Consider the following 17,851-nt stretch of genomic DNA (forward strand, 5'->3'; position numbering starts at 1 on the left):
GGCGGTTTAGCCGCGCTTTTGCCCGAAGCGCGGTGTAACCAAACCAGTCGTGACATGAAGAAACCCATACTGCCGCGTTGGACGCGGTTCCTGCCTTGCCTTGGCCTGCTCCTGCTCGCCGGCTGCAACATGACGCTGCTCGACCCGAAAGGGCAGGTCGGCGTCGACATCAAGAACATCATCCTGATTGCAACCTGGCTCATGCTGCTGGTGGTGCTGCCGGTGATCGTGCTCACGCTGGTGTTCGCCTGGAAGTACCGCGCGTCCAATACCTCGGCGCGCTATGAGCCGGACTGGTCGCACTCCACGGCGATCGAAGTGGTGGTGTGGCTGATCCCCTGCCTGATCATCATTGCGCTGGGCATCATCACCTGGAAGTCCTCGCACGACCTGGACCCGTACAAGCCGCTCGAATCCAGCAAGAAGCCCGTCACCGTCGAGGTGGTGGCGCTGAACTGGAAGTGGCTGTTCATCTATCCGGAACTGAAGATCGCCACGGTCAACCAGATCGCCTTCCCGGTCGACACCCCGGTGAACTTCAAGATCACCTCGGATTCGATCATGAATTCGTTCTTCATCCCGCAACTGGGCAGCCAGGTGTACGCCATGGCAGGGATGGAGACCAAGCTCCACCTGATCGCCAACGAAGCCGGCTCTTACGACGGCGTATCCGCCAACTACAGCGGCGGCGGCTTCTCGGGCATGAAGTTCAAGGCGGTCGCCATGTCGAACTACGAGTTCGACCAGTGGGTCGCCAAGGTTCGCGCCTCGTCCACCGAACTGGGGGTTGAAGGCTACAAGACGCTGGCACAACCCAGCGAGAAGGAGCCGGTCACGTACTACGGCAAGGTGGAAGACAAGCTCTTCCACAACATCCTGCACAAGTACATGGACCACAGCGGCACGGCGCTCGCCGCCGACGGGTTCAAGGGCGGCCCGATCTGCACGTCGCGCAACACCCTCGGTGAAGAGCAGCTGTCGATGACCACGCCTGTGAAGGCGCTGGGCGCGCAATCCTAGGAGCAATGATGTTTGGCAAGTTGAGTTTGTCGGCGATTCCGTTTCATGAGCCGATCATCATGGTCGTTCTGGCCGGCGTCGCCCTGGGCGGTGCCGCGCTGCTAGGCGCGATCACCTATTTCAAGAAGTGGGGCTACCTCTGGAACGAGTGGTTCACCTCGGTCGACCACAAGAAGATCGGCGTGATGTACTGCCTGGTCGCCCTGATCATGCTGCTGCGCGGCTTCGCCGACGCGGTCATGATGCGCACCCAGCTGGCGCTCGCCACCAATGGCGCGACCGGCGTGCTGCCGCCCGAGCATTACGACCAGATCTTCACCGCCCACGGCGTGATCATGATCTTCTTCGTGGCCATGCCGCTGATGACCGGCCTGATGAATCTGGTCGTGCCGCTGCAGATCGGCGCGCGCGACGTGGCGTTCCCGTTCCTGAACACGCTGTCGTTCTGGCTGTTCGTGTCGGGCGCCATGCTGGTCAATGTCTCGCTGGGCGTCGGTGAATTCGCCAAGACCGGCTGGCTGGCCTACCCGCCGCTGTCGGGACTGGACTTCAGCCCGGGTGTGGGGGTGGACTACTACCTCTGGAGCTTGCAGATCTCGGGCCTGGGCACCTTGCTGACCGGCGTGAACTTCCTGGTGACGATCCTGCGCATGCGCGCGCCGGGCATGACGCTGATGCGCATGCCGGTGTTCACCTGGACCGCGCTGTGCACCAACGTGCTGATCGTGGCCGCTTTCCCGGTGCTGACCGTGACCCTGGCGCTGCTGGGCCTGGACCGCTACGTCGGTACCCACTTCTTCACGAACGACGGTGGCGGCAACGCCATGATGTACGTGAACCTGATCTGGATCTGGGGCCACCCCGAGGTGTACATCCTGATCCTGCCGGCGTTCGGCATCTTCTCTGAAGTGATCGCCACGTTCTCGGGCAAGAAGCTGTTCGGCTACAAGGGCATGGTGTACGCGACCGCCGCGATCATGGTGCTGTCGTTCATCGTGTGGCTGCACCACTTCTTCACGATGGGCTCGGGCGCCAACGTCAACGCGTTCTTCGGCATCACCACCATGATCATCTCCATCCCGACCGGGGTGAAGATCTTCAACTGGCTGTTCACCATGTACCGCGGCCGGGTCCAGATGACCTCGCCGGTGCTGTGGACGCTGGGCTTCATGATCACCTTCGTGATCGGCGGCATGACCGGCGTGCTGATGGCCGTGCCGGCCGCTGACTTCGTGCTGCACAACAGCCTGTTCCTGATCGCCCACTTCCACAACGTGATCATCGGCGGCGTGCTGTTCGGCTACCTGGCCGGCATCACCTACTGGTGGCCGAAGGCGTTCGGCTTCACGCTGAACGAGCGCCTGGGCAAGTGCGCCTTCTGGTGCTGGCTGGTCGGCTTCTACTTCGCCTTCATGCCGCTGTACGTGCTGGGCCTGATGGGCATGACCCGCCGCCTGAACCACACCGACAACCCGGCCTGGACGCCGTGGCTGTACCTGGCCGTCGTGGGCGTGGTGTTCGTGGCGCTGGGCATCTTCTTCCAGGTGCTGCAGATCGTGGTGTCGATCCGCGACCGCAAGAAGCTGGCCGACGTGACCGGCGACCCGTGGGGCGGCCGTACCCTGGAGTGGGCCACCTCGTCGCCGCCGCCGTTCTACAACTTCGCGCACACCCCGGTGGTGCGTGACCTGGACGCGTTCTCCGACATGAAGGCCCGTGGCGAGACGCTGCCGACCGAAGGCTACGAGAAGATCCACATGCCCAAGAACACGGGCGCGGGCTTCATCATCGGCGCCTTCAGCCTGGTGTTCGGCTTTGCCCTGACCTGGCATATCTGGTGGATGGCCATCGTTGGCCTGGTGGGCATGGTGTGGGCGTTTATCCACCGCAGCAACGACGACCATATCGACTACTACGTGCCGGCCACCGAGGTCGAGCAGATCGAAACGCGCCATCTGCAGCGCATTGCTTCGCAAGCCTGAGAACCATGTCGACTCAAGTCCTAGACCGCATCCCCGCGCAGGCCGGCGCACCGGCCAAAGCCGACGCGCATGGCCATGACCATGCGCACCACGATACCAGTGCCAATACGGTGTATGGCTTCTGGATCTATCTGATGAGCGACTGCATCATCTTCGCCGGACTGTTCGCGGCCTTCGCCGTGCTGCGCGGCGAACTGGCAGGCGGCCCGTCGGCGAAGGAGCTGTTCGAGCTCAACTATGTGCTGGTGGAGACCTTCATCCTGCTGTTCTCCTCGATCACGTACGGCATGGCGATGATCTCGCTGCAGAACCGCAGCCTGAGCCGCGTGCAGGTGTGGCTCGGCGTCACGTTCCTGCTGGGCGCGGCGTTCATGGCGATGGAAATCAACGAATTCCATCACCTGATCGCCGAAGGCGCCGGCCCGGGCCGCAGCGCTTTCCTGTCGTCGTTCTTCACGCTGGTCGGCACCCACGGCCTGCACGTCGCCAGCGGCATGCTGTGGATGATCGTGCTGATGTGGCAACTGTCGAAGAAGGGCATCACCCCGACCCTGAGCAAGCGCCTGATGTGCCTGTCGCTGTTCTGGCACTTCCTGGACGTGGTCTGGATCGGCGTGTTTACCGTGGTCTACCTGATGGGACATCTGTGATGGCACAACACAACGCACCGGCGGCGCACGGCGCCCACGACTCGCACGACTCGCACGCGGGTCATGACACCCACGCCAGCTTCAAGTCGTACGCAATCGGCTTCATCCTGGCCGTGATCCTGACCGTGATCCCGTTCAAGCTCGTGATGGACGGCAGCATGGACAAGGGCACCATCCTCTGGATCATCCTCGGCATGGCCGCGGTCCAGATCCTGGTCCACCTGAAGTACTTCCTGCACCTGGACACGTCCTCCGAGCAGCGCAGCAACGTGATCGCGCTGCTGTTCACGGCGCTGATCCTGGTGATCGTGGTGGCGGGTTCGCTGTGGATCATGCACAACCTGAATGCCAACATGATGGTGATGTAAGGACCAACGTCCTGGCATCGAGAGCGGGGCCCTGCAAGGGGCCCCGTTTTTTTTGCCCGTCGCCTGCCTTGGGGCGTGGTGCCCGGCCTTGGTGCGGGGACGCGCATCGCCTGGTGCCTTGCGCATGCCGCCCGCACGGAATTGCGCAGATGCACGGGAGTGGTGCGTGCGCCGCCCGCACTGCTCTGGTGCGGATGCGCGATCGCGGGCGGCGGCAGCGCCTGCGCGCCGCGCCAGCACGCCATCTGCCGGGGGTGCGGTGGGTATCAGGCGGCCTGCCTCCATGGCACGCTAGTTGCAGAAGCATCACCCGGGGAGCGTAGTCCCTGACTAACACCATAAACGGGAGCTGCAAATGCAACGACGTGACATGCTGAAGCTGTCGGCGATAGCCGCCGCGGCAATGATCGGTACCAGCCCGCTGGCCATGGCGCAGTCCAAGGAACCGATCAAGGTCGGTATCCTGCACTCGCTGTCCGGCACCATGGCCATTTCGGAGACGTCGCTGAAGGACGTGGCGCTGATGACCATCGACGAGATCAACAAGAGCGGCGGCGTGCTGGGGCGCAAGCTGGAGCCGGTGGTGGTGGATCCCGCCTCGAACTGGCCGCTGTTCGCGGAAAAGGCGCGCCAGCTGATCACCAAGGACAAGGTCGCGGTGACCTTCGGCTGCTGGACCTCGGTGTCGCGCAAATCCGTGCTGCCGGTCTACGAAGAGCTGAACTCGCTGCTGTTCTACCCGGTGCAGTATGAAGGCGAAGAGATGTCGAAGAACGTCTTCTACACCGGTGCAGCGCCCAACCAGCAGGCCATTCCGGCGGTGGAATACCTGATGAGCAAGGAAGGCGGCGGCGCCAAGCGCTTCTTCCTGCTGGGCACGGACTACGTCTACCCGCGCACCACCAACAAGATCCTGCGCGCGTTCCTGAAGAGCAAGGGCGTGGCCGACAAGGACATCGAAGAGGTCTACACCCCGTTTGGCCACAGCGACTACCAGACCATCGTCGCCAATATCAAGAAGTTCTCGCAGGGCGGCAAGACCGCGGTGATCTCCACCATCAACGGCGACTCCAACGTGCCGTTCTACAAGGAACTTGGCAACGCCGGGCTGAAGGCCAAGGACGTGCCGGTGGTGGCGTTCTCGGTGGGTGAGGAGGAACTGCGCGGCATCGATACCAAGCCACTGGTGGGCCACCTGGCCGCATGGAACTACTTCATGTCGGTCAAGAACCCCGAGAACGACGCCTTTCGCAAGCAGTGGGCGGCATGGGTCAAGGCCAACAACCTGCCCGGCGGCGACAAGCGTGTGACCAACGACCCGATGGAAGCCACCTACGTGGGCATCCATATGTGGGCGCAGGCCGTGAAGAAGGCTGGCACCACCGATACCAACAAGGTGCGCGCCGCCATGTACGGCCAGACCTTCAAGGCACCGGACGGCTTCACGCTGACCATGGGCGAGAACCACCATTTGTACAAGCCGGTGATGATCGGCGAAGTGAAGGGCGACGGCCAGTTCTCGGTGGTGTGGAAGACGCCGAAGGCGGTGCGCGCGCAGCCGTGGAGCCCGTTCATCGCGGGTAATGAAGGCAAGCCGGACAAGGTGATGTAAGCCGGGCCACCCGCTGCCGGTTGGCTCCCCTCTCCCGCTTGCGGGAGAGGGGCTGGGGGAGAGGGCTGGCGCTTGCCAGCCAGATGGCACTCGCTTCGTCATGGACACCTGCCTTCTCCCCAAACACTTATTCCGCAACTCGCCAGCACCTATGCGCAATCCCTTATCCGTTTCCATCCTGCCATGGCTGCGCGCCCTGCTGGCGGCGCTGCTGCTGGCGGCTGCGCCGTGGGCCGCGGCGCTGACGCAGGCCGACCTGAAGCCGCTGGCCGAAGACGATTTCGATGCCAAGACCGCGGCGCTGACCGCGCTGGCCAAGGCCCCGCCGGAACAGGCCGGCCCGATCCTGAAGGCCTTGCAGGACGACGCGCTGCAATATGCGCCGTCGGTCGGCATGGTGCGCCAGGATGGCGACAAGACCGTCGATGCTGTCACGGGCAAGCCGGTCGCGGTGAAAGCCGACGAGCTCGAATCCCTGACCCTGAACAACAGCCTGCGCGCGCTGGTCGACAGCGCCGCCAGCAGCCTGCTGCTGCAGTCGCCCGATATCGCGGTGCGCGCGCAGGCCATCGCCACGCTGCGCGACCAGCCCGAGAGCGCCTCGCGCGCCGCGGTCGAAGCCGCCCGCAAGAACGAGGCCGATGCCGGACTGCGCACCAGCCTGGACGTGATCTGGGCCAACCTGGTGCTGGCCGAGCCGGCCGATCCCGCAGCGCATGACGCGAGGCTTGAAGCCATCCGCATCCTCGGCAGCGACAGCAACCCGCAGAGCCGCCAGAAGCTGGCGCCGCTGGTGGAGCGCGACAGCGCCGGCAACTACCGCGAGCCCGATGCCGACGTGCGCCTGGCCGCGCAGCAGGCGCTGGACACGCTGCGCAGCGACCAGCGCCGCGCCGAGCTGATCGGCAACCTGTTCGCCGGCCTGAGCCTGGGCAGCGTGCTGCTGCTGGCCGCGCTCGGGCTGGCCATCACTTATGGCCTGATCGGCGTCATCAACATGGCGCACGGTGAATTCCTGATGATCGGCGCCTATGCCACCTACGTGGTGCAGTCGCTGTTCCGCGCCTACGCGCCGGGTGCGTTCGACTGGTACCTGCCGGCGGCGCTGCCGGCCTCGTTCCTGGCCGCCGCGCTGGTGGGCTTCGTGCTCGAGCGGCTGGTGCTGCGCCACCTGTACGGCCGCCCGCTGGAAACGCTGCTGGCCACCTTCGGCGTGAGCCTGCTGCTGATGCAGGCGGTGCGCACGCTGTTCGGCGCGCAGAACGTGGAAGTGGCCAACCCGGCGTGGATGAGCGGCGGCATCGAATGGATGCCGGGCCTGGTGATCCCGTACAACCGCATCGTCATCATCCTGTTCGCGCTGGCGGTGGTGGCGGTGGCGTGGGCGGTGCTGAACCGCACGCGGCTGGGGCTGTTCGTGCGCGCCACCACGCAGAACCGCACCATGGCGGCCTGCGTCGGCGTGCGCACCTGGAAGGTCGACAGCTACGCCTTTGCCTTCGGCGCCGGCATTGCCGGGCTGGGCGGCTGCGCGCTGTCTCAGATCGGCAATGTCGGCCCCGACCTGGGCCAGGCCTACATCATCGATTCGTTCATGGTGGTGGTGCTGGGCGGCGTCGGGCAGCTGGCCGGCACCATCGTCGGCGCCTTCGGGCTGGGCATCATCAACAAGTTCATCGAGCCCTTCTACGGCGCGGTGCTGGCCAAGATCTTTGTCCTGGTGCTGATCGTGCTGTTTATCCAGAAGCGGCCGCAGGGACTTTTCGCGCTCAAGGGGCGCAGCGCGGAGGCATGATGCAGCGAGTCCAATCGAATTCTTCCGCCACCGCGTTCCGGCTAGCGGTGCCGGAGCGGCAGGCACTGTTCTCGCCGCGCGGCTGGCTGGTGCTTGCGGCGCTGGTGGTGATCGTCGGCATCGGCGTGCCGGTGTGCGCGCTGGTGTTGCCGGAGGGGCATCCGCTGCACCTGTCGGCTTATGCGCTGACGCTGGTCGGCAAGATCATGTGCTTTGCGCTGGCGGCGATCGCGCTGGACCTGGTGTGGGGCTACTGCGGCATCCTGAGCCTGGGCCACGGGCTGTTCTTCGCGCTGGGCGGCTATGCCATGGGCATGTACCTGATGCGATCGATCGGGCGCGAGGGCGTGTACAAGAGCGAACTGCCGGACTTCATGGTGTTCCTCGACTGGAAGGAGCTGCCATGGTTCTGGCACGGCACCGAGCACCTCGGCTATGCGCTGCTGCTGGTGGTGCTGGTGCCAGGCGTGCTGGCGTGGCTGTTCGGCTTCTTCGCCTTCCGCTCGCGCATCAAGGGCGTGTACCTGTCGATCATCACGCAGGCGATGACGTATGCGGCGATGCTGCTGTTCTTCCGCAACGAGACCGGTTTCGGCGGCAACAACGGCTTCACGGACTTCAAGCGCATTGCCGGCTTTGCGATTGCGGCGCCGCAGACGCGCACGGCGCTGTTCGTGCTGACCTTCCTGGCGCTGCTGGCGGGCTTCATCGCCTGCCGCTACATCGTCACGTCCAAGCTCGGGCGCGTGGTCACCGCGGTGCGCGATGCCGAGATGCGGGTGATGTTCTCCGGCTACAACCCGCTGGGCTACAAGCTCTTCGTGTGGACCTTTTCGGCGGTGCTGTGCGGCATCGCGGGGGCGCTGTACGTGCCGCAGGTGGGCATCATCAACCCCGGCGAGATGTCGCCCGGCAATTCGATCGAGATGGCGGTGTGGGTCGCCGTGGGCGGGCGCGGCACGCTGATCGGACCGGTGATCGGCGCGTTCCTGGTCAATGGTGCCAAGACCCTGTTCACAGCCCACTTTGCCGAATACTGGCTGTTCCTGCTGGGCGCGATGTTCGTGCTGGTGACCTTGTACCTGCCCGATGGCGTGACCGGGCTGTGGAACCGGCTGCGCGAGCGGCGCGCGGCCGCACCATCAGCCGCTGCAGACCCTGTTTCCGCGCCTGCCGTGGCAGGCCGCACGGGAGGTGAAGCATGAACGCCGCACTCCAGCACGGCCAGGCCGAAAGCGGCGATGCCACCGGCCTGGGCCGCATCGTCGAGCCCGGCACCATCGATGTCTCGCACGGGCCGATCCTGTACCTGGAAGACCTGACGGTGCAGTTCGACGGCTTCCGCGCGCTGAACAAGCTGACCTTGTCGATCGACCATGGCGAGTTGCGCTGCGTGATCGGTCCCAACGGTGCCGGCAAGACCACGATGATGGATGTCATCACCGGCAAGACCGGGCCGCGCAATGCCAATGTCAGCGGGCGCGTGTTCCTGGGCCAGACCATCGACCTGATGCGGATGACCGAGCCGCGCATCGCGCAGGTCGGCATCGGCCGCAAGTTCCAGAAGCCGACGGTGTTCGAGCAGCACGCGGTCTGGGAGAACCTGGAACTGGCGATGAAGGCCGACAAGCGCTGGTGGTCGTCGCTGCGCGCGCGGCTGACGGCGGAGGGGCATCGCCGCATCGAGGAAACGCTGGCGCTGACCGGACTGGAGGCAGAGGCCTACCGGCCCGCCGGGCTGCTGTCGCACGGGCAGAAGCAGCGCCTGGAGATCGGCATGCTGTTGATGCAGCAGCCGCAGCTGCTGTTGCTGGACGAGCCGGTGGCCGGCATGACCGATGAAGAGACCATGCAGCTGGCGGCGCTGCTCAACGGCCTGCGCGGCAGCTGCTCGATGATGGTGGTCGAGCACGACATGGAGTTCGTCGCCGCGCTCGCGGGCGATGCCGGCCAGGTCACGGTGCTGGCCGAGGGCAGCGTGCTGGCCGAAGGCACGCTCGACAGCGTCAAGCGCGATGAGCGCGTGATCGAATCCTACCTGGGAAGATAAGCATGCTGCAGGTCAATGCACTGAACCAGTTCTATGGCGGCAGCCATATCCTGCGCAATGTCAGCTTCGACGTGCCCGCCGGCAAGCTGACCACGCTGCTGGGCCGCAACGGCGTGGGCAAGAGTACGCTGCTCAAGTGCCTGATGGGCGTGGTGCCCACGCGCAGCGGCAGCATCCAATGGCAAGGGCAGGCGCTGGAGAAGAAGGCTCCGTATGAGCGCGTGTCCGCCGGGCTGGCCTATGTGCCGCAGGGCCGGGAGATCTTCCCGCGGCTGACGGTGGAAGAAAACCTGCTGATCGGCGCAGCCAGCCGGGCGCGGCCGTCCGGCGTGCCGGACCGGATCTACCAGTTGTTCCCGGTGCTGCGCACCATGCGCCTGCGCCGCGGCGGCGACCTGTCCGGCGGCCAGCAGCAGCAACTGGCGATCGGGCGCGCGCTGATGAGCGAGCCGGGCCTGCTGATCCTGGACGAGCCCACCGAGGGCATCCAGCCTTCCATCATCCAGGACATCGGCCGGGCGCTGCGCCTGCTGGTCGACGAGTTCGGCATGACGGTGCTGCTGGTCGAGCAGTACTACGAGTTCGCGCGGCATATTGCCGACCACTATGTCGTGATGAGCCGCGGCGAAGTGGTGGCGCGGGGTGTCGGCGCCAGCATGGAGCAGGACGGTGTGCGGGAGCTGATCGCCGTGTAGGGCGGCTGCGCGGCAGCGCCGGGATTTGTGGGTCATACGCTGCTTACGCGAAGCCAGGCAGCGCGCTATGATTGCTTGCAACTCCCGCCATTGCGCGCGCGCCTCCGCCGGCTGTCCTTGCCATGCGCCATCCCGATCTTCCTTCATCGCTCACCGTGCCCGCCGCATGGCAGGCCACCCTGCGGCTGCGCTTTGCGCAGCGCGGCGAACGCACCGCGCTGACCGAGCGGCGCCACCAGGGGCCGCTGCTGGTGCAGAAGCCGCTGTACCCGGAAGGCGGCATCTGCCACGCGGTGATCCTGCATCCGCCGGCTGGCGTGGCAGGCGGCGACAGCCTGGATATCGACGTGACGGTCGAGGATGGCGCGCACGCCGTGCTGGCCACGCCGGGTGCCACCAAGTGGTACAAGTCGCTCGGCCGCGAGGCGGCGCAGCATGTGCGCCTGACGGTGGGCGCAGGCGCGCGGCTGGACTGGCTGCCGCAGGAGAACATCGTCTTCGACGACGCCCGTGCGCGGATTTCGACCGTGCTCGACGTCGCGCCCGGCGGCAGCGCGATCGGCTGGGATGCTGTGGTGCTGGGCCGGCAGGCATCCGGCGAGCAGTGGACCCGCGGCGCGCTGTGGCTGGATACCCGCGTCGGCACGGGCGAGCGTGCGTTGTGGATCGAGCAATCGCATCTTGAAGCCGAGTCGCCGCTGCGCACCGCGGTGGCCGGCCTCGATGGACTCAATGTGCTGGGCACGCTGTGGGCGGTAGGCGAGGGCGCGACGCAGGAACTGGCCGAAGCCCTGGCCGAACAGCTGCCTTATACGCCGGAGCTGCGCGCCGGCGTGACCTGCCTGGCCACCAGCGGCCAGTCGATGCTGCTGCTGCGCGTGCTGGGCCGGCAGATGGAAGCCGTGCGCCACGTCATGGTCGACAGCTGGCAGGCGCTGCGCATGCCGATCCACGGTGTCGCGGCGCGGCCGCTGCGGCTGTGGGCCACGTAGGCCGCCAACAGAGACAACCGAACACAAGAAACCAGGAACAAGAGATGGAACTGACGCCGCGAGAGAAAGACAAGCTGCTGATCTTCACCGCCGCGCTGCTGGCCGAGCGGCGCAAGGCACGCGGGCTGAAGCTGAACTACCCGGAAGCGGTGGCGCTGATCACCGCCGCCATCATGGAAGGCGCGCGCGATGGCCGCACCGTGGCCGAGCTGATGCATGAGGGCACCACCGTGCTGGGCCGCGAGGACGTGATGGATGGCGTGGCCGAGATGATCCCCGAGATCCAGGTGGAGGCCACCTTTCCGGATGGCACCAAGCTGGTGACCGTCCACCATCCCATTGTCTGAACATGACCGATTCCGATTCTGGACCGCGATAACAAGACCAACCCGAGAGCCGACATGAACCGTACCGCCTGCCTGCGCCTTGCCCTGGGCACTTCCCTGACCGTTGCCGCCGGCGCCGCCCTGGCGCATCCCGGCCACGATGCCGCCACCGTCAGCGCCAGCCTGTGGGCCGGCCTGGCGCACCCCTTCACCGGCGCCGACCATTTGCTGGCGATGGCGGCGGTGGGCGTGTGGAGCGCATTGATTGCCCGCTCGGCCGCCGACACCCTGCGCCTGCCGCTGGCCTTCGTGGCGCTGATGCTGGTGGGGGCTGCAATCGGCCTGTCCGGTGTGGCGCTGCCCGCAGTCGAACCGATGATCGCGGCCTCGTTGCTGGTGATCGGGTTGCTGCTGGCGCTGCGCGCGAAGCTGCCGGCGTGGGCCGGTACGCTGCTGGTCGGCGGCTTTGCCATCTTCCACGGCTACGCCCACGGGGCCGAACTGCCCGCCACTGCGGGCGCGCTGCCTGCGGTACTCGCATACGTAGGCGGGTTTGCGGCCGCCACCATGGCGCTGCACCTGCTGGGCATCGGCGCCGGCACGTTGCTGCGCCGCCATGCCGGCTGGCTGGCCCGCGCGGCAGGTGCCGGCGTGGCGCTGTATGGCGCCAGCCTGCTGGTGGCCTGAGGAGAATCGCCATGATCCCCGGTGAACTGATGCCCGCCGACGGCGAGATCGAACTGAATGCCGGCCGCGCCACGGTCAGCGTGACGGTGGCCAATACCGGCGACCGGCCGATCCAGGTCGGCTCGCACTTCCATTTCTACGAGACCAATGCGGCGCTGGCCTTTGACCGCGAAACCGCGCGCGGCTTCCGGCTGAATATTGCCGCCGGCACCGCGGTGCGCTTCGAGCCCGGTCAGACGCGCACGGTGGAACTGGTGGCGCTGGACGGCGACCGCATCGTCTATGGCTTCAACGGCAAGATCATGGGAGCGCTGTGATGGCAAAGATCTCCAGGCAGGCCTATGCCGAGATGTTCGGCCCGACCACCGGCGACCGCCTGCGGCTGGCCGATACCGGGCTCATCATCGAAGTCGAGAAAGACTTCACCATCTATGGCGAGGAAGTGAAGTTCGGCGGCGGCAAAGTGATCCGTGACGGCATGGGGCAGAGCCAGCGCATGGCCAGCGATTGCGTCGACACCGTCATCACCAATGCGCTGATCGTTGACCACTGGGGCATCGTCAAGGCCGATATCGGCCTGAAGGGCGGGCGCATCGCGGCGATCGGCAAGGCCGGCAATCCGGATATCCAGCCGGGCGTCACCATCGTGGTCGGGCCAGGCACCGAGGTGATCGCGGGCGAGGGCATGATCGTCACCGCAGGCGGCATCGACAGCCATATCCACTTCATTTGCCCGCAGCAGATCGAAGAGGCGCTGATGAGCGGCGTCACCACCATGATCGGCGGCGGCACCGGGCCGGCCACCGGCACCTTTGCCACCACCGTGACGCCGGGGCCGTGGTACATGGAGCGCATGCTGCAGGCAGCCGATGCCTACCCGATGAATATCGGCCTGCTGGGCAAGGGCAACGCCAGCCAGCAGGGGCCGCTCCTGGAGCAGGTGGAAGCGGGCGCCATCGGCCTGAAGCTGCACGAGGACTGGGGCACCACGCCGGCGGCGATCGACACCTGCCTGTCGGTGGCGGACGCGACCGATACCCAGGTGGCGATCCATACCGACACGCTCAACGAAGCCGGCTTCGTTGAAGCGACCATCGCCGCGTTCAAGGGCCGCACCATCCATACGTACCACACCGAAGGCGCGGGCGGCGGCCATGCGCCCGATATCATCAAGGTGTGCGGCGAGGCCAACGTGCTGCCGTCGTCGACCAACCCGACGCGCCCGTACACGGTCAACACGCTGGACGAGCACCTCGACATGCTGATGGTGTGCCACCACCTGGACCCGTCGATTGCCGAGGACATCGCCTTTGCCGAAAGCCGCATCCGCCGCGAGACCATCGCCGCCGAAGACATCCTGCACGACCTGGGCGCGTTCTCGATGATCTCCAGCGACTCGCAGGCGATGGGGCGCGTCGGCGAGGTCATCATCCGCACCTGGCAGACCGCGCACAAGATGGCGCTGCAGCGCGGCAAGCTGCCGGGCGATCCCAACGATGCGCGCGGCGGGCACGACAACTTCCGCGTCAAGCGCTATGTCGCCAAGTACACCATCAACCCGGCGCTGACGCATGGCATCGCTCATGAGGTGGGCTCGGTTGAAGTCGGCAAGTGGGCCGACCTGGTGTTGTGGCGTCCGGCGTTCTTCGGCGTCAAGCCCAGCCTGATCCTGAAGGGCGGCATGATTGCCGCGGCCGCGATGGGCGATCCCAATGCGTCGATCCCGACGCCGCAGCCGGTGCACTACCGGCCGATGTTTGCTTCGGCCGGCGGGGCGCTGCACCGTTCGTCGCTGACCTTTGTGTCGCAGGCGGCGCTGGCGGCCGGCATCGGCGAGCGCTACGGACTGGCCAAGACGCTGTCGGCGGTGCGCGGCACGCGCACGGTAAGCAAGCGCGACATGGTGCACAATGACTGGCAACCGCATGTCACGGTCGATCCGGAGACCTACCAGGTCGTTGCCGACGGCCAGTTGCTGACCTGCGAGCCCGCCACCGAGCTGCCCATGGCGCAGCGCTATTTCCTGTTCTGACTGGCCGGGGCCCGCGCCCCGCATCGCCCATGCTGAAGATCGACAAACTCCTGAGCGCCCCGCACGGCATCGCGCCCGTGCTGGTGCGCCGCGCGCCCAAGCTGGTCCTGCCCTTCGCCGAACGCAGCAAGAGCCGCCTGCGCGCGGTGCTCGACAACGGCGACGAAGCCGCGCTGTTCCTGGCGCGCGGCACCGTGCTGCGCGGCGGCGACCTGTTGGTGGCCGAAGACGGCAGCTTCGTGGAAGTGCAGGCCGCTGCCGAGGCGGTGCTGGAAGTGCGTGCGGAAGACCCGCATGCGCTGATGCGCGCGGCCTATCACCTCGGCAACCGCCATACGCCGGTGGAGATCGGGCGCGACTACCTGCGGCTGGAATATGACGCGGTGCTGGCGGACATGCTGCAACGGCTGGGCGTGCGCGCCGAACGTGCCGAGCTGCCGTTCGAGCCGGAGGCTGGGGCCTATGGCGGCGGGCACAAGCATGGGCACGATGCGACGTTTGCGGAGGACTATGCGGCGGCGCAGGCGGTGTTTCATGAGCATCATGGGCACTCGCACTCGCACTCGCACTCGCACGATCACGTGCATGACGAGAAGTGTGGACATAAGCACTGAATTTTGCCCTGCAAGGTGGGTGCCGGACCATGCCAACCGATGAAGAACTGAACTCGCCGATACTCCCCTCTCCCGCTTGCGGGAGAGGGGAGCAAGCCATCGCTGAACCGGAGTCCGCGCCATGACGCAACTCCACCAGTTGATCTCACTGCTGCACCTCGCATCGCCATCGCTGCCAATCGGCGGCTTCAGCTATTCGCAAGGCCTGGAAGCTGCGATCGATTGTGGCAGCGTGCACGATGCGGCAAGCGCAGAACGATGGATCCGCGACAACCTGCTGCATGTGCAGGCGCAATGCGAAGCGCCGCTGTGGCTGCTGCTGCATCGCTGCTGGAAAGCGGGCGATGCCGCGCAGGTGCGGACATGGAACGACTGGTTCCGCGCCACGCGCGAGACTTCCGAGTTGCGGCTTGAGACCGAGCAGATGGGCTGGTCGCTGTCCAGGCTGATTGCGCAGATGGAGTGGGGCGCGCCCGTGCTGCGCGAGACGCTGGCGGCGCTGTCGCCGGTGTGCCTGCCGACGGCGTTCACTGCGGCATGCGTGGCGCTGCAGGTCGAGGCGCGCGACGGCCTCGCTGCCTATTGCTTCAACTGGGCCGAGAACCAGGTCGCCGCGGCGATCAAGGCGGTGCCGCTGGGCCAGGTGGCGGGGCAGCACATGCTGCGGCGCCTGCACTGCGCGGTGCTCGACACAGTCGATGAAGCCACGCGCCGCGCCGACGCCACGCCGCCGCAACTTTCCACCTTTTCCCCGATGCTGGGCCTGCTTTCCGCGCGCCACGAAACGCAGTACTCCCGGCTGTTCCGATCCTGAACCCATATCGCACCATGACCCAGGCCCGTACCAAGAAGAACCCTCCGCTGCGCGTCGGCGTCGGCGGCCCGGTTGGCTCCGGCAAGACCACGCTGCTGGAAATGCTGTGCAAGGCGATGCGCGACCGCTACGACCTGGTTGCCATCACCAACGACATCTACACGAAGGAGGACCAGCGTCTCCTGACGGTCTCCGGCGCGTTGCCGGCGGAACGCATCATGGGCGTGGAAACGGGCGGATGTCCGCACACCGCGATCCGCGAGGACGCCTCGATCAACCTGGAGGCGGTGGACCGCATGCTGGCGCGCTTCCCGGATGCTGACGTGGTCTTCATCGAGTCCGGCGGCGACAACCTCGCTGCCACCTTCAGCCCAGAACTTTCTGATTTGACGATCTACGTCATCGACGTAGCCGGCGGTGAGAAGATTCCGAGAAAGGGTGGGCCGGGCATTACCAAGTCCGACTTGCTGGTGATCAACAAGACGGACCTGGCGCCATACGTCGGGGCATCGCTGGAAGTGATGGAGAGCGATGCGCGCAAGATGCGCGGCGCCCGGCCGTTCGTGATGGGCAGCGTCAAGTCCGGGCAGGGCCTGGACGAGGTGATCCGCTTTATCGAACGGCAGGGCATGCTGGGCGTCTAGTCTGCGCTGTCGCCCTTGGCATCGGATGCGGCGTTGGTGGCGTGAGTCAGCGACGGGCGGAAGCTGCCCTTGCCCGCCAGCGCCCGCGCCACCGCGGCCACCAGGTTCAGCTCGGGCTCGGTCAGCTCCGCCATATGGCGCACGGTGGCCTCGATCGCCGCGCGCTGGCGGTTGCCGAAGGGCGCGCGCGATTGTTCCACCTGCAGCTGGCTGGCGTCATGGCGGCTGAAGTCGAGCATCTCCGGGGTTGGCACGGCGAGCGTCTCGGCCAGCCTGCAGATGTTGGCGAGCGCCAGGTTGCGCTTGCCGCTTTCGATGCCGCTCAGGTATGAGCGCGACAGCCCGCTCTCAAGCGACAGGGTTTCCTGGGACCAGCCCCGCTGCTTGCGTAGCCAGGCAAGATGCAATCCGAATAGTCTGAGATTTCGAGAAGTCATGGGGTCGTGAAAGGTTCGGAGTGGTCTGAGGCTAAGGGTTTGACCTTGAGGCCACGACAACTTATCCTCTTCCTCACTATCGGTGTCCGACCCGCAAATTGAGGGGTGCGCCAGGCAAAATGGCGCGACACGATGGCATCAACCGGACGGCCTGCATGGCCGAGCCAAACGGGCCACTGCGCAATGCTGCGCGCAACGCTGTCATGCGTGCGCCGCACTGCGCGGACAGCCGCCTTGCGGCCTGTCGCCCTGCAGGGGGATTGCCATGCAGATCTTCACGCTGTTCGAGGCGCGAATGCGCGCCCTCCATGCCGACCGCCACGCGCCGTCGGACTTCATTCCCGGGTTCCAGTCACGCTTGCTTGCCGCTGCAGCCGGCCTCGGCAGCACCTGCGACTACGTCTTTCTCTGCGCCGGCGAGACCCAGGCTGAATTTGCCGCGGACCGCCATGAATGGTGGGGCTGCCTGCGCGGGGGCCTGCGGCTGTGGTCGCCCGGGCGCGGCTGCCTGCTGATGGGCGGCGGCGAGCTGTTTGCGCCGGCGCCAGGCGTACCGATGCAGGTGCAGGCGATGGTCGACACCATCCTGGTGCGCACCGTGCCGCAAGGGCCGGCCGATGCATCGCGGCCGGTGGCGCTGCCTGCGGGGTGGCACTGCGCGCTGGGCGGCATTGCCGCAGTCGGGGCCAATGGCGCCGAGGGGGTGGCGGGCATGCACGTGTTGCCGGCAGAGGTGGTGCGGGCCGAGGGCCCGCAGCCGGAGCAGGGCATGCGGCCGGAGTTCATCCAGCTGGACCAGTCGGGCGATGACTGGGCGCAGCGGCTGCAGGCGCGCGGGCTGCGCTGGGCGCTGTGCTACCGCGGCGCCATCGGCCTGCACTGGCATGGCGCGCTGGTGCGGGCCGGTGGGGACATGGCCTTCCTGCAGCCCGGCACGCTCTACGCGCCGGACCCGCACGAGTCATGCCGGCTCGACGTGCTGTTGCCGGGCACCGGCCTGCTGTGCTGCTTCGGGCCGGGCGATGACGTCGAGATTGGTGTTGCGGCGCGCGGCGGACGGCGCGCGGACGGGTATGCGATTGCGTGCCACGCGCTGGCGCCGACCTGATGCCAGGCGGGTCAGCCGGGGCCAG

Annotated in this window: 19 protein-coding genes; 18 read left to right on the forward strand and 1 reads right to left on the reverse strand. The window is 66.4% G+C overall.

Annotated features, from left to right (window positions below):
* Positions 1 to 54 precede the first annotated feature (54 nt).
* The 17 genes from cyoA to ureG all read left to right on the forward strand — a co-directional run bounded on the left by cyoA (position 55) and on the right by ureG (position 16,281).
* Entirely contained in the window at positions 55 to 1,020 is a 966-nt protein-coding gene (gene cyoA, locus AC3WRI_RS16575) for a ubiquinol oxidase subunit II (protein WP_010809111.1), read from the forward strand.
* 8 nt (positions 1,021 to 1,028) lie between these two features.
* A complete protein-coding gene (gene cyoB, locus AC3WRI_RS16580) occupies positions 1,029 to 3,002 on the forward strand; it encodes a cytochrome o ubiquinol oxidase subunit I (RefSeq protein ID WP_010809110.1) in 1,974 nt (657 codons plus the stop codon).
* 5 nt (positions 3,003 to 3,007) lie between these two features.
* Positions 3,008 to 3,652 carry a cytochrome o ubiquinol oxidase subunit III gene (gene cyoC / locus AC3WRI_RS16585; protein ID WP_010809109.1) on the forward strand — a complete coding sequence of 215 codons (645 nt, stop codon included), beginning with the start codon at positions 3,008 to 3,010 and terminating at the stop codon, positions 3,650 to 3,652.
* Positions 3,652 to 4,020, forward strand: coding sequence for a cytochrome o ubiquinol oxidase subunit IV (gene cyoD, locus AC3WRI_RS16590; protein WP_010809108.1), 369 nt, complete (start codon positions 3,652 to 3,654; stop codon positions 4,018 to 4,020). The genes cyoC and cyoD overlap by 1 nt, the downstream gene beginning before the upstream one ends.
* A 355-nt stretch (positions 4,021 to 4,375) precedes the next feature.
* Positions 4,376 to 5,632 (forward strand): urea ABC transporter substrate-binding protein, encoded by a 1,257-nt coding sequence (gene urtA, locus AC3WRI_RS16595; protein WP_010809107.1) that lies wholly within the window; start codon positions 4,376 to 4,378, stop codon positions 5,630 to 5,632.
* A 151-nt stretch (positions 5,633 to 5,783) separates the two neighbouring features.
* Positions 5,784 to 7,427 (forward strand): urea ABC transporter permease subunit UrtB, encoded by a 1,644-nt coding sequence (urtB, locus tag AC3WRI_RS16600; protein WP_011614863.1) that lies wholly within the window; start codon positions 5,784 to 5,786, stop codon positions 7,425 to 7,427.
* Positions 7,427 to 8,632 carry an urea ABC transporter permease subunit UrtC gene (urtC, locus tag AC3WRI_RS16605; RefSeq protein WP_011614864.1) on the forward strand — a complete coding sequence of 402 codons (1,206 nt, stop codon included), beginning with the start codon at positions 7,427 to 7,429 and terminating at the stop codon, positions 8,630 to 8,632. The genes urtB and urtC overlap by 1 nt, the downstream gene beginning before the upstream one ends.
* On the forward strand, positions 8,629 to 9,477 hold the full coding sequence (gene urtD, locus AC3WRI_RS16610) for an urea ABC transporter ATP-binding protein UrtD (RefSeq protein WP_010809104.1): 849 nt from the start codon (positions 8,629 to 8,631) through the stop codon (positions 9,475 to 9,477). The genes urtC and urtD overlap by 4 nt, the downstream gene beginning before the upstream one ends.
* A 2-nt stretch (positions 9,478 to 9,479) precedes the next feature.
* A complete protein-coding gene (gene urtE / locus AC3WRI_RS16615) occupies positions 9,480 to 10,172 on the forward strand; it encodes an urea ABC transporter ATP-binding subunit UrtE (protein ID WP_492293605.1) in 693 nt (230 codons plus the stop codon).
* A gap of 122 nt (positions 10,173 to 10,294) precedes the next feature.
* Positions 10,295 to 11,164 carry an urease accessory protein UreD gene (locus tag AC3WRI_RS16620; protein ID WP_011614865.1) on the forward strand — a complete coding sequence of 290 codons (870 nt, stop codon included), beginning with the start codon at positions 10,295 to 10,297 and terminating at the stop codon, positions 11,162 to 11,164.
* A gap of 44 nt (positions 11,165 to 11,208) precedes the next feature.
* Complete coding sequence (locus tag AC3WRI_RS16625; protein ID WP_010809101.1) at positions 11,209 to 11,511, forward strand: urease subunit gamma; 303 nt, start codon at positions 11,209 to 11,211, stop codon at positions 11,509 to 11,511.
* A gap of 54 nt (positions 11,512 to 11,565) precedes the next feature.
* On the forward strand, positions 11,566 to 12,177 hold the full coding sequence (locus AC3WRI_RS16630) for a HupE/UreJ family protein (RefSeq protein ID WP_010809100.1): 612 nt from the start codon (positions 11,566 to 11,568) through the stop codon (positions 12,175 to 12,177).
* Between the two features lie 11 nt (positions 12,178 to 12,188).
* Entirely contained in the window at positions 12,189 to 12,494 is a 306-nt protein-coding gene (locus tag AC3WRI_RS16635) for an urease subunit beta (protein ID WP_011614866.1), read from the forward strand.
* Positions 12,491 to 14,209: an urease subunit alpha gene (gene ureC / locus AC3WRI_RS16640; RefSeq protein ID WP_305367557.1), complete on the forward strand. Its 1,719-nt coding sequence runs from the start codon at positions 12,491 to 12,493 to the stop codon at positions 14,207 to 14,209. The genes AC3WRI_RS16635 and ureC overlap by 4 nt, the downstream gene beginning before the upstream one ends.
* A gap of 29 nt (positions 14,210 to 14,238) precedes the next feature.
* Positions 14,239 to 14,823 (forward strand): urease accessory protein UreE, encoded by a 585-nt coding sequence (ureE, locus tag AC3WRI_RS16645; RefSeq protein ID WP_492293606.1) that lies wholly within the window; start codon positions 14,239 to 14,241, stop codon positions 14,821 to 14,823.
* Positions 14,824 to 14,944: 121 nt separating this feature from the next.
* Positions 14,945 to 15,637: an urease accessory protein UreF gene (locus tag AC3WRI_RS16650; protein ID WP_011614869.1), complete on the forward strand. Its 693-nt coding sequence runs from the start codon at positions 14,945 to 14,947 to the stop codon at positions 15,635 to 15,637.
* 14 nt (positions 15,638 to 15,651) lie between these two features.
* Complete coding sequence (gene ureG, locus AC3WRI_RS16655) at positions 15,652 to 16,281, forward strand: urease accessory protein UreG (protein WP_010809095.1); 630 nt, start codon at positions 15,652 to 15,654, stop codon at positions 16,279 to 16,281.
* Here the strand turns inward: ureG and AC3WRI_RS16660 are convergent.
* Positions 16,278 to 16,718, reverse strand: a complete 441-nt coding sequence (locus AC3WRI_RS16660) for a helix-turn-helix domain-containing protein (RefSeq protein ID WP_011614870.1) — start codon at positions 16,716 to 16,718, stop codon at positions 16,278 to 16,280. The genes ureG and AC3WRI_RS16660 overlap by 4 nt on opposite strands.
* A gap of 265 nt (positions 16,719 to 16,983) precedes the next feature.
* Between AC3WRI_RS16660 and AC3WRI_RS16665 the strand changes: the two genes are divergently transcribed.
* A complete protein-coding gene (locus tag AC3WRI_RS16665) occupies positions 16,984 to 17,826 on the forward strand; it encodes a hypothetical protein (protein WP_011614871.1) in 843 nt (280 codons plus the stop codon).
* Positions 17,827 to 17,851: the final 25 nt, after the last annotated feature.

This window comes from Cupriavidus sp. FW305-27, assembly GCF_058787995.1.